The organism is Niabella agricola (assembly GCF_021538615.1).
Lineage (GTDB): Bacteria > Bacteroidota > Bacteroidia > Chitinophagales > Chitinophagaceae > Niabella > Niabella agricola.
The window spans coordinates 2605193-2618419 of record NZ_JAJHIZ010000003.1 but is presented as its reverse complement, the minus strand read 5'-3'; the positions used below and the strand labels follow the sequence as shown (position 1 = coordinate 2618419).

Below are 13227 nucleotides of genomic sequence, written 5' to 3'. Positions count from 1 at the left end.
ATTGGAAGGAATTACAGGTTAAAACGATCCTTTTTTAGAAACACAGCCTGTTTTCCTGTTGTATAATAAAGGAGAATAATAATAAACCATACATGCTAACTGTACAATCGTTTGCATAAAACGTTTTCGTAAAAACATAGCATTTGTGCAATCGTTTGTCTGATCCGAAATATCCAAACGGTATGTTAAAGTCTTTAGCTTCGTTAGCTATTCAACTCTTGTTTTACAGGATGTTTCAGTTGTCATTATGAAAGCTATTTAGACGTTTTTGAAGCGAAACTGCTGCCTTTCATAACCCGGATACATTTAAGAATCAAGGAAAACTAAGTATTGTATGAGCAAAATTCTAATAACTGTATTGTCATTTGTTCTTTTTTCCGTTCCGGTGTTTTCGCAAACCCGGTCCGTAAAAGGAGTGGTTAACGATCAAAACGGAGCACCGGTAGCACATGTGTCCATTTTTGTGAAGGGCACGCAGACGGGAACAACAACGGATTCAACCGGTGCTTTTGCTATGGGACTCCCGGAATGGAACAATGTGCTCACTGTTTCCGCCGTTGGTTTTAATCCCCTGGAAAAGAACGTTGACAGCAGCTATGTTGTCATCACGCTTACCCCAACAGAATCCCAGCTTGGTGAAGTGGTGGTTACAGCATTTGGTCAGCGGCAACGAAAGTCTGACCTTGTAAGTGCCGTGACTACTTTAAGTCCTAAAGAGCTAAGAGCACCGGTAAGCAACCTTACTGCCGCCTTGCAGGGAAAAGTGGCAGGGATCGTTTCCTTTCAGCGAAGCGGTGAGCCGGGGGCAGATAACGCCGACTTTTTTATCAGGGGAATCGGAACATTTGGTACCAACCAACGGCCGCTGATCCTTCTGGACAACATGGAGGTAGATGCTGATGCCCTCGCACGGATTCCGGTGGATGATATTGAAAATTTTTCAATTTTAAAGGATGCCACAGCAGCTGCGGTATATGGATCAAGAGGTGCAAACGGGGTGATTTTGGTTACCACCAAACAGGGAAAGGAAGGCCCGGCCACTATTTCGATCCGGGCTGAGCAGCGCGTTTCCACACCAACACAAACATTGAAATTTGCGGACCCCGTCACATGGATGAAGATGCGGAATGAAGCGGCCCTTACCAGGGATCCGCTGGCCCAGGAGCAATACAGCCAGCTGCAGATTGACAGAACTGCAGCTGGGTCCGATCCGATGCTGTACCCCGCTGTGGATTGGTTAAATGCACTAACCAAGAAAACCACCACGACGCAAAACTACAATTTCGGAGTTTCAGGGGGTGGAAAGCTGGCTACATATAACGTCAGTGTCAATTATACCAATGATGATGGACTGCTGAAAATGAACAAGCTTAATAACTTTAATAACAATGTGAATTTTAAAGTAATGAATATCCGGAGCAATGTGGGCATTAATCTGACCAATTCCACATTTGCGATGATCCGGACCATTGCCAACCTTCAAAATTACTCCGGCCCGCCCACCAGTGGTTCAGAAGCTTACAACCTGGCATTAAGGGCCAACCCTGTCTTGTTTTTACCGGTATATGAAGCAGGGCCAGCGCAGTCGTATATTAAGCACCCGTTATTTGGAAATTTTGGACAGGACGCCCGCTACCTCAATCCTTATGCAGAAATCATGAGGGGATATTCCGAAAGAAGACGGAGCGATGTACAGATCCAGGTGGAGCTGAAGCAAGACCTTTCTGCCTTTATTACAAAGGGACTAAATTACCGGGGAATGGTGAACCTCGCCCGCAACTCTAATTTCAGGCAATACCGGGTATACAACCCCTTTTACTACCAGCCCACCGGTTTTGACCCCGCTACTAATTCCTATACATATCAGGAGTTGAATCCGAAAGATGGAACCGAATACCTGAATTTTGTTCCTGGCGACAGATCACAGGATGCTACTTTTTACATGGAAAACCAGTTGAGCTACCAGCGGCTGTTCAACGATGTGCACAATGTATCGGCAATGGTGATCAATACCATAAGAGACAAAATTAACACCCCCGGTGCTCCCAATCCTGGCGAAACAATTTCCCTGATCAGCACACTTCCTTCCAGGAATGTATCGTTCTCAGGGAGTATAGATTATGGTTATGACAGCCGGTATCTCGTAAAATTTGCATTTGGATATAACGGATCCGAACGATTTTCGGAAAAATTCCGTTGGGGATTCTTCCCTTCTATAGGACTTGCGTGGAATATTTCCAATGAAAGTTTTTTTGCTTCGCTTAAACCAGTTGTCAGCAATCTGAAACTGCGATTTACCCGGGGGCTGCTGGGAAATGACCAGATCCTGGATACCCGTTTCTTCTATTTGTCAGATGTAAACCTTAGTTCCGGCGGCTATGGGTATACATTTGGCCTGCCGGCAGATAATGCCCGCTACAGTGTAAATGGTGTGGTGGTAAACCGTTATGCCAACCCCGACATCCGCTGGGAGGTTTCGCAGCAGACCAACTACGGAATTGATCTGTCTTTATTCAGAGGCTCGCTTACTTTTACAGCAGATTATTATAACCAGACCAGGAATAACATTGTACAGCAACGATCTATGTCCAATATTAATGGATTAACGGCTCCGGTATTTGCCAACGTGGGTAAATACCAAAGCAATGGTTTTGATGGAGAGATCGTGTATAATAAGAATGTTAATGAGCATTTGTGGTTCCAGGGCAGGGGTACATTTACATATGCCTCCGGTAAATATGTATTTTATGAAGAACCCCGGTATGCAAATGCCTACAGTACCCGGATCGGTACCAGTGCCAAACAGCAATTTGGATATATTGCCGAGCGCTTATTTATCGATGATAAAGAGGTATATAACAGCCCTGCCCAGGAGTTTGGTTCAATAGTGCTTGGAGGCGATATTAAATACCTGGATGTGAACCGCGACGGGGTGATCAACGATGACGACCGCATGCCGATCGGGTATCCTACAACTCCTGAACTTAACTATGGTTTCGGGCTCAGCACTGGCTATAAAGGCGTAGACTTTTCCTTCTTTTTCAGCGGCGTAGGCAGAACTTCCTTGTTTATTAATCCTACTACAAATAATACCCAGGTTGAAAAAGGGGTGGCTCCTTTTGGAAATGAATATGCGCCGAATGCGGTATTACAGGCCTGGGCAGATGATTACTGGTCAGAGTCAAACAAAAATATGTATGCCATCTGGCCCCGCCTGAGTGTAACACCCATGGCCAACAATACCGTTCAAAGTACGTACTGGATGCGCGATGGAAGCTTCCTCCGCTTAAAACAGTTGGAACTGGGGTATACCGTAAACAAGCAGTTTATCCAACGCTATAAGTTTAAATCTTTCAGAATCTACCTGAGTGCAACCAACCTGTTTAAGATCAGCGCCTTTAAGCTGTGGGATCCGGAAATGGGAGGCAATGCACTCAACTATCCTTTACAGCGGGTATTTAATATCGGTATTAACGCAAGTTTATAATCTTTATGAAAATGAATTTTACAAAAACGATAGCAGGAATATTGATCTGTATCTCAGTTAGCTCCTGCAATAAATTTCTGGATGTGGTACCGGACAATGCACCGGTTCTGGATCAGGCCTTCGCTATGCGTACCATGGCAGAGCGCTATCTGACCACCTGTTATAGCTCATTGCCTCAGAATTTTTCGCTTAGCGGAAACCCGGGATTTTTATCCGGTGATGAATTTTGGTTAAGTTCTCCTTCCTTCTATTCCGGTTATAATAACTGGAAGATCGCCCTGGGAAACCAAAATGGAGACAGCCCGCTTCTGAACACCTGGGATGGCAATAACCCGACTGTTCCCAGTTTTTGGGTCGGTATTACCAATTGCAACACTTTTCTTGAAAATATTATGAAAGTGCCGGATATGACTGAAGCCGAAAAGCTGATGTGGGCAGCCGAAGTAAATTTCCTGAAGGCGTATTATCATTTCCAGTTGGTAAAGCGCTACGGTCCGGTTCCGATAAAGGATAAAAATATTCCCATTTACGATCCGCCGGGCTCCAGCCAGCTGGCAAGGAGTTCGGTTGACGAGTGCTTTGACTATATCCTAAAGTTGATCGACGGCAATATGGAATACCTGATGGATGATGTTACTGCAGTTAACCAGGAAACAGGCCGCATCACCAAGCTGGTGGCAAAGGCCATGAAGGCAGAGATGCTGATGTATGCTGCCAGCCCGTTGTTCAATGGCAATAATGGCCCGGAAGCCGCTCTCAGGAATAATGACGGAAAGGAATTGTTCAACCATGCGTATGTCGCTGAAAAATGGAAGAAAGCCGCCGATGCCTGTAAGGAAGCGATTGATTATGCAGAGGGACACGGTAAAAAACTTTATTACTGGACGCCTACGGGCTCACCGCAGGTAAGCACAAAGAACCAGATGAATATCCGCGCAGCTGTAAGCGAATCTTCGGATAACCCGGAAATTCTTTGGCTGGATACCCGTTCTATTGCAACAGGTACGGTGCAGGGACAATTTATGCTTCCCCGGTATACAGCCAATGCTACCAGCGGAACACTTTTAGGATTTATGTCGGCTACCCTGAATATTGTTGAGAAATTTTATTCAAAAAACGGTGTACCCATCGAGGAAGATAAAATGTATCCCTATAACAGCCGGTTTGACCTGGTAACGGTTCCGGGCACCGATGCTTATAAATACAACCTGGTGGCTGGTGCTACCACCGTTCGTATGAATATGGACCGGGAGGATCGGTTTTATGGCACCCTGGTATTTGATGCCGGCCGGTTATATATGAACCAGGCGGGATCCGATGCTAATGCATACAATATTGATCTTAAATATGCCGGCGCTTCCGGAAAAGTAGACCCCAACAACTACAACTGGACCGGATACGCTGCAAAAAAATTCTATAACTATCAGAATACAGTTGGGGCCAGCAGTGCTTACACCGCCCGGCCCTTTGGATTTCCGATTATGCGTTTAGCCAACTTGTATCTCTATTATGCCGAGGCGTTGAACGAACTAAACGGTCCAACGGCTGAAGCATATTCATATGTAGATGCAGTGCGCCTGCGTTCCGGACTTAAAGGGGTGATAGAATCATGGGGAAATTATTCGATTAACCCTTCAAAGCCCTCAACAAAAGAAGGATTCAGGGAGATCATTAAAAGAGAACGGACCAATGAATTTGCATTGGAATGTGTGCGTTTCTGGGATTTAAGAAGATGGAAGGATGCTGTAAAAGAACTAAACAGCCCCATTCTTGGATGGGATATCAATCAGTCAACACCGGGATCCTATTACAGGACAACGCTGTTTTATACAAGATCCTTTTTGGATCGGGACTATTTCTGGCCCATCAGCCTGAATGAAAGACGAAGAAACCCCAACCTGATGCAAAGTGCAGGATGGTAAATGATATAAATCCGATTTCAAAAAAACAGGAAGAGCATGAAAAATTTAAATACATTATATAGCAACACAATACGCAGTATTATTTTTATATCGCTTGTTGTCCTGTTTGGTTGCAAACAGGACCTGGGTATCAAGCCCGCGCGCATAGGTGAAAAGCCTGCCGCTTTAACAAATGTCAGTTTTGAATCAACGCCGGGAGGTGCCCTGATTTCCTACGACCTGCCAAAAACGCCCGACCTGCGTTATGTAAGTGCTGTTTATACATTGGATAATGGCAGCCAAATGACGGCTAAAGGAAGTCTTTATGACAATAAATTACTGGTGCAGGGCTTTGCAAAGATTGGTGAATATGATGTAGAACTGAAAGCTGTAAGCGTGGGAGATGTAGCATCTGATCCCGTGCATATAAAGATTACCACGGGGAAACCCACGTATCAGACATTGGCGGAGTCGTTTAAATCCGATGCAAATTTTTTCAGCACTTTTGGCGGCGTAAACCTGCTTTATAAAAATGAAAACGCTGCCAATGTCATTCTGCGACTGTTTAAGTACGAGCAGGACACGGCAACAAATCAGTGGAGCTGGAATACTGTTAACGAAACCTATACAAAGGCCAGGGAAGGAATTATAAGAGTAAGGGGCGAAAAACCGGTAGCAACAAAGTACGGGATTGTGGTTCGGGATCAATGGGGAAATACCTCGGATACCATTACACGCCTGCTAACCCCGCTGGAAGAATTCGAGTTTAAAAACATCATTATTTACCGGGGTATTGAAACCTATTCTGCCGCGAACAGGAATGGGGATTATATCGCCAACTATTCTGCTCAAAGCGGCAGCGCCGAAATGCAGGTTGCATTGTTCGACGGGTTTGATGCCCAGCCTTTTTATAACACGGGGAAACAATGGTGGGGGAAGGCGGCACCAATACCCCTGCAGTTTTCCATGGATCTTGGAAAAAAGGTACAACTGAGCCGGATTAAAATGTGGGGACGGAATGATAACTATTCCTTACTCTTCCAGGCTACACATCCGAAGGAGTTTGAAGTGTACGGCAGCAATAATCCTGCCGTAGACGGATCCTGGGATTCGTGGACCTATATTGGCACTTATGAAGGCGTACGCCCCTCCGGCCTGGCCTTTGGTACAAATGCCACCACTGATGACCAGGAATATGCCCGGAAAGGGGAAGACTTTGAGGTAGACTGGCAAATACCGGATGGTTTCCGTTATATCCGCGTAAAAATCAATTGCACATGGAACGGAATACGGGAACAGGAATTAGGTAATGCGCTTACCGTGGCCATTTCTGAATTAAAATTATTTGGTAAATACATCAACTAGGTTATGAAAAGATTATTGAACTATGTTCTGTTTGTTGGTACAATAACAATATCCCTGCTCGGCTGTACGCGTTCGGATGAGTACTACGGCGACTATCTGAAACAGGGAGAGGTGTATTACCCGGGGCGGATTGATTCCTTGTCAATCATCCCGGGAGACCGGAGGGCCATCCTCAGATTCCGGATGACCACCGATCCCAAGATTTCGTTTTTTAAAGCCTTTGTGAGGAACAGTCTTTCTTCAAACCAAACGGTTCTCCGGTTTCCTGTAGCTGCAACCGATTATGGTAAAATCAAAGAGTATCCGCTCGACAACCTGGATGAGTCGACCTATTCTATCGATATCCGCACTTATGCCAGTGATACCGATAGTTCAAGAGCTGTTACAACAAGCCAGTTCATTTACGGGCAGAGCTACGCCAATACGCTTACAAACCGGTCTTTCCTGAAATTTGCGGCGCCGGATACAATCATAACAGTACCTTCTGCAGTTTTTGCCAGGGAGCCTAACCTGCCAAGGCCGGGCAATTTTTATCCCATGCAGTATACAGAGGTGGTGTATATAAATACCTCCGGGGCTGAAGTATCGGTGAAAATTACCCCTTATGAGGAATTTGCCTTATTAGGAAATATCAAAAATCCCAGTACGATTAAATACCGGACGGTATATAAACCTATGGCTGCTGTGATCGATTTTTTCTATACGCCATTTAAGGAAGCGCAATATCCCAAATAACAGGGGCAATTACAGCAAAAAACTATTTAACGCTTCACACGCAAAACCCGGATTGTTCGCCGGGTTTTGTATTTTTTATGATTATTTATTATATAAAGTGGCAGATTGACTATTCATCACCAGCTGTTCCACCACCGGCGCAAAATGCTGGTGTTCGAGGAAATGGATTTTTTGGGCCAGCGATTCGGGGGTATCGGATGCTGATATCGGGCAGGTGGTTTGGAAAATGGTAGCACCATGGTCATAATGCTCATCAACAAAATGAATGGTGATGCCGCTTTCCTTTTCCCCGGCGGCAATAACGGCTTCATGTACAAAATGTCCATACATACCCTTTCCCCCGTATTTGGGCAAAAGCGCCGGGTGTATATTAATAATATGTTGCGGAAAGGCTTCAATCAGAGATCCGGGAATTTTTAACAGAAAACCGGCCAAAATGATGAAATCTATGCCTTTTTCGAGCAATTTTTGAGGAAATTCAGCCGATTGGAGCGACAACCGGTCGGTAAGAAGCAACTCGATCCCCTCGGCTTCCGCAATATGGGTAACTCCCGCTCCGGGTTTATTGCATACAATCAGGGAAACGCTGGCAAATGCATGATTCCGGAAATAATCTATCAGCTTCTGTGCATTGGAGCCAGCCCCGCTGGCAAAAATGGCGATCTTCTTTTTCATATAATGGGATCAAATATTTTACAATTTACGGAGTTCACCAAAAATTGACCTGCAGAACCACCAAATACCCGAATATTTTTAAAAGGAAGCTCCCGATAGCCTGGATAAAAGAACTGATTTTCATAGGCGATGGCTGAAGGTGAAAGACAATTGAGGGCAAAAAAGGAAGCCGTAAAGATATGGATGTGTGGGCAGCACTTAAACGATTCTAAATCCGTTGGTTAATTACAGTCGTTTGTATGTAAGGTGCAAAAATTGATGCGGATCAATAATGGTGCTAAACAGAGGGGATGTGAACAACTCGCTTAAATGGGAAACCGATGACTTTTTAATGACAAAGATTTTTTCAATTGAAAAAAATATACCCGAAAATCGGCTGAAACACAAGCTGGTAGCGGGTTTAAAAAATTTATAAAATGTTGTTGTTTTGTTAAGCCCGACCCTTATTTTTGCAGTTGATCAGAGACATTTATCCACATTTTTAGATTTAATGCGTTTATGACTATTTCTAAGTATATAATTAATCGATTCTTCTTAATTATACTAACGCTTTTCACTCTTTCCAGGTTTAATTCAATTGCCGCACAGGACGCCGATGGTAAACAATTGTTTATCAGCAAGTGTCAAAGCTGTCACTCCGGTGATATGAAAACCGATATGACCGGTCCGCCCCTGTTTGGTGTGGAAGGTCAGTGGGAAGACAAAAGCAAGCTGCATGAGTGGATCCGGAATAACCAGAAGCTGATCGCCTCCGGCTATCCCAAAGCCGTGGAAGTTTCAAAGCTGAAACCTACGGCGATGCAGACCTTTCCTGATCTTACTGATCCTCAGATAGATGCGATTTTAAAATACATCGATGACAAAGGAAGTGGCAAACTGGATGCCGGAAAAGGCGGAGGCACTGGTACAGCGGAAAAAGCAGCCGGTGAAAGCGATTCCAGCCAGCATCCTTTATTATATGGTATCATTACCCTGATCCTGGCCCTGGCGGCGCTGATCCTGATCTTTGTAAACAAGAACCTGAGAAAGATCTCTGACGATACCGAAGGCAAAAAAACGCCGGAAGCCGTTCCCTTCTTGCAAAATAAGATTTATCTGGCTACGGCTGCTATCCTGCTGTTCATCATTGGCGGTTACTTTACTACAAAGGCGATGATCAACATGAACCGGCAGAAAAATTATGAGCCCAAACAGCCGATCTTCTATTCGCACAAAGTGCATGCAGGCATCAACCAGATCAACTGTTTATACTGTCACGGTAACGCGTGGGAAAGTAAGACGGCTGCCGTGCCTTCTGTAAACGTGTGTATGAACTGTCACAAAACCATCCAGAAATACAATGGTCCTGAGCTGAAAGATAAAAATGGCAATCCGGTAGATGGTACCGCAGAAATTGCAAAACTGTACCAATATGCAGGCTTTGATCCTCAAAATCCCGATGCATGGGATCCGAATAAGGCAAAACCGATCGATTGGGTAAAGATCCACAATCTTCCCGACCATGTTTACTTTAACCATAGCCAGCACGTAAGAGTGGGCAATGTACAGTGCCAGACCTGTCACGGGGAGATCACCCAGATGGATGAAGTGCACCAGTTTGCTGAGCTGAGCATGGGTTGGTGCGTAAACTGTCACCGTCAGACCAAAGTAAACTTTAACGTGGATTCTACGAGCGGCAACCAGTTTTACAGTATTTACGAGAAGTTCCATAACGACATCAAATCAGGTAAAATGGACAGCGTGACCGTGAAAGATATTGGAGGACTGGAGTGCCAGAAGTGTCACTATTAACAGAGTGCGGGAGCGCGTTTCAAACCACTCCCGGTGAATGCGTAAATTTTCAAAATATTCAAACAGAGATAAATGAGCAATAAATACTGGCAGGGTTTCGGCGAATTAAATGATTCCGAAAAGTTTCAAAAGCGGGTTCAGGATGAGTTTCGTGATGAACTCCCTTTTGAAGATTTTGACAGTAAAGGTTTAATGGATGCAAAGGCACCCAGAAGAGATTTCTTAAAATACCTGGGTTTCAGTACTGCTGCGGCAACACTGGCAGCAAGCTGTAAAACCAAAGTACGGGAAGCCATTCCTTACGGAAACAAACCCGATAACCTGGTGCCGGGTGAAGCGAAGTATTATGCGACCACCTTTACACAGGGTGGGGATGCGGTTCCGGTGATTGCAAAAGTGCGCGATGGCCGCCCGATCAAAATAGAAGGAAACGACTATCTTTCTGCAACCAATGGCGGTACTTCGGCCCGGGTGCAGGCTTCAGTGCTGGATCTTTATGATATGCACCGGCTGCGTTTCCCGCAACGTAAAGTGGGCAATAAGTTTGAGGAAAGCATGTACGATGTGCTGGATAAGGCCATTGCTGCGGACCTGGCTGCTGCCAGTTCGGTGGTGCTGTTAACGAGCTCCATCAATTCCCCGTCCACACTGGACATTATTGCAAAAAATCCCAAGATCCGCCTGGTTCAATACGACGCAGTAAGTTATAATGGTATCCTCCTGGCCAATGAAGCATCGGGCTTTGGACGAAAAATACCCTCTTATAAATTTGATCAGGCGGCTGTAATTGTAAGCCTGGGTGCCGATTTCCTGGGTACCTGGCTGAACAGTGAAGAAAACGCTGCGGGCTATGCCAAGGGCAGAAGAATCGACGAAAAGAACCCGGTAATGAACAAACACTATCAGTTTGAATCATTCCTGAGCTTAACCGGCTCCAATGCCGACGAGCGCTTTACCCATCGTCCTTCTCAAACCGGTGCCGTGGCCCTGGCCTTACTGGCGGCTGTTGGCGGTGGTGTTACCGCTCCTGCAATTGCAGATGCCAAGCTGAATGCCGGCATTGCCAAAGTAGCGGGTGAGCTGAAGGCGGCTGCGGGTAAAGGCCTGGTGGTTTGTGGCAGCAACGACGTAAACATCCAGATTGTGGTAAATGCCATCAACAACGCCATCGGCGCTTATGGTACTACCATCGACTGGTCAAGAGCCGACCAGTCCCGCAAAGGAACCGATAAAGAATTTGCAGACCTGCTGGCGCAGATGGAAGCCGGACAGGTAGATGCCCTGCTGATCCATGAAGCCAATCCTGTTTACGATTATTTCGATGGCAAGCGCTTTGCCAATACCTTATCAAAAATCAAGACCACGGTTTCTTTTGGATATCGTATGGACGAAACCACAGAACTGTGTAAATACATCCTGCCTTCACCCCATTATTTGGAAAGCTGGGGTGATGCGGAACCCAAGACCGGCGTTTACAGCTTTATTCAGCCTACAATTTTCCCGTTATTCAAAACCCGTCCTTTCCAGACTTCTTTATTGAAATGGAGCGGCAGCGCAGAAGATTATGATACGTATGTTAAAAACTACTGGCACCAGAAAGCCGGCAGTGAAACGGCCTATCATAAAGCCCTGGAAAACGGCGTACTGGAAGAGGCCGCCAGCGGTTCGGGTACATTTAACGGAGGGGCAGTGGCTGCAGCGGCTACTGCTATTGCGGCACACCCTGCTGGTGGAAAAGATGAACTGGTGCTGTATGAAAAAGTATCTATCGGACCGGGCTACGGTGCCGTAAACCCCTGGTTACAGGAATTGCCGGATGCGGTTTCAAAGGCCAACTGGGGCAGCTATGCACTGATCTCCATACCCAAGGCCAAAGAGCTGGGGATTGTAACCGATGTGGATTATGAATATTACCCGGACAAGCCGGTGATTAAAATAAGTGATGGCAAGCACACGATCGAAGTGCCGATCCTTGTTACGCCGGGCATGAATGCCAATACCATTGCAGTAGCAATCGGTTATGGCCGCGGCGAAAAGCTGGGCAGAACCGCTGCCGGCGTAGGTGTGAATGTATTTCCTTTTGCATCGATGGCAAAAGACGGAAGCGGCATTAATTACTTTGCTGCCAACGTAACGGTTTCCAATACCGGCAGAAAAGAGAAGGTGGCGCAAACGCAGATCCATAATTCCTATGAAGGACGTGTGGAAGTGGTGCGTGAAACCAGCCTGGCTACTTATCGCCAGAAACCCAATGAGGTATTGGATTTCCGTAAAAAACTGGTTGAGAATTACGCAAAAAATACCGGTGATTTCAGAAAAGAAGCTACCCTTTATGGTGATCACGAGAAACCCGGCATCAAGTGGGGGATGAATATCGACATGAATGCCTGCACCGGCTGTAGCGCCTGTGTGGTTGCCTGTCATGCTGAAAATAACGTACCCGTAGTAGGAAAGAGCGAAGTATTGCGCTACCATGATATGCACTGGCTGCGCATCGACCGGTACTTTGTGAGTGATGAAAAAGATCCCGATAACCTGAAAGGGGTGGTATTCCAGCCAATGCTTTGTCAGCATTGCGACAATGCTCCCTGTGAGAACGTTTGTCCGGTGGCAGCCACCAACCACAGCTCGGAAGGGATCAACCAGATGGCATACAACCGTTGTATCGGTACCCGTTACTGCGCGAATAACTGTCCGTTTAAAGTACGGCGCTTTAACTGGGCCGACTATACCGGTGCGGATTCTTTCCCGAACAACCAGGATCAGAAACTGGTAGGCGTGCTGGATCCGGTGGTACACCAGATGAACGATGCCGTAAGCCGCATGGTGCTGAACCCGGATGTTACGGTACGTTCCAGAGGGGTAATGGAGAAATGTTCGTTCTGTATCCAGCGCCTGCAGCATGCAAAACTGGATGCGAAGAAAGAAAACCGTCCGCTGAAAGACGGCGAAGCAAAAACCGCCTGTCAGCAGGCTTGTGCTACCAATGCGATCGTATTTGGTGATGCAAGAGATATGCACAGCGCCATCAGCCAGGTACGCTTAAACAACCCGCAGCGTTTGTTTTACTCGCTGGAGCAACTGCACGTACTGCCGAATGTAAGCTACTTCTCCAAAATCCGGAATACGGATGAGATCATCGGAGGTAATGCGCATGGAGCAGAAGGACATGGAGCGGAGAGCGGTCATGGCGAAAATCATGGAGCAACAGTGCCGGCGGCAGAAAAGCACGAAGAAGCGGCACATCATTAATAGTAGAAAAGTATTACAGTT

At 46.1% G+C, this 13227-nt stretch carries 7 protein-coding genes; 6 read left to right on the top strand and 1 reads right to left on the bottom strand.

Features of this window, described 5'->3' with window-relative positions; genetic code table 11:
* Positions 1 to 334: 334 nt before the first annotated feature.
* Genes LL912_RS16430 through LL912_RS16415 form a run of 4 tightly spaced genes read left to right on the top strand, consistent with a single transcriptional unit; the run spans position 335 to position 7488 of the window.
* On the top strand, positions 335 to 3487 hold the full coding sequence (locus tag LL912_RS16430; RefSeq protein WP_235554668.1) for a SusC/RagA family TonB-linked outer membrane protein: 3153 nt from the start codon (positions 335 to 337) through the stop codon (positions 3485 to 3487).
* A gap of 11 nt (positions 3488 to 3498) precedes the next feature.
* Positions 3499 to 5409 carry a RagB/SusD family nutrient uptake outer membrane protein gene (locus tag LL912_RS16425; RefSeq protein ID WP_235554667.1) on the top strand — a complete coding sequence of 637 codons (1911 nt, stop codon included), beginning with the start codon at positions 3499 to 3501 and terminating at the stop codon, positions 5407 to 5409.
* A gap of 36 nt (positions 5410 to 5445) precedes the next feature.
* The gene (locus LL912_RS16420) at positions 5446 to 6753 is read left to right on the top strand and encodes a DUF5000 domain-containing lipoprotein (protein ID WP_235554666.1); all 1308 of its coding nucleotides are present in this window, start codon (positions 5446 to 5448) and stop codon (positions 6751 to 6753) included.
* Between the two features lie 3 nt (positions 6754 to 6756).
* Positions 6757 to 7488, top strand: coding sequence for a DUF4998 domain-containing protein (locus tag LL912_RS16415; protein WP_235554665.1), 732 nt, complete (start codon positions 6757 to 6759; stop codon positions 7486 to 7488).
* Between the two features lie 81 nt (positions 7489 to 7569).
* Here LL912_RS16415 and purN read toward each other — a convergent pair whose 3' ends face one another.
* On the bottom strand, positions 7570 to 8163 hold the full coding sequence (gene purN, locus LL912_RS16410) for a phosphoribosylglycinamide formyltransferase (RefSeq protein WP_235554664.1): 594 nt from the start codon (positions 8161 to 8163) through the stop codon (positions 7570 to 7572).
* A 498-nt stretch (positions 8164 to 8661) separates the two neighbouring features.
* Between purN and LL912_RS16405 the strand changes: the two genes are divergently transcribed.
* Both LL912_RS16405 and LL912_RS16400 read left to right on the top strand, forming a co-directional pair.
* A complete protein-coding gene (locus LL912_RS16405) occupies positions 8662 to 9954 on the top strand; it encodes a c-type cytochrome (RefSeq protein WP_255785732.1) in 1293 nt (430 codons plus the stop codon).
* A 72-nt stretch (positions 9955 to 10026) separates the two neighbouring features.
* Positions 10027 to 13206 (top strand): TAT-variant-translocated molybdopterin oxidoreductase, encoded by a 3180-nt coding sequence (locus tag LL912_RS16400; protein WP_235554662.1) that lies wholly within the window; start codon positions 10027 to 10029, stop codon positions 13204 to 13206.
* Positions 13207 to 13227: the final 21 nt, after the last annotated feature.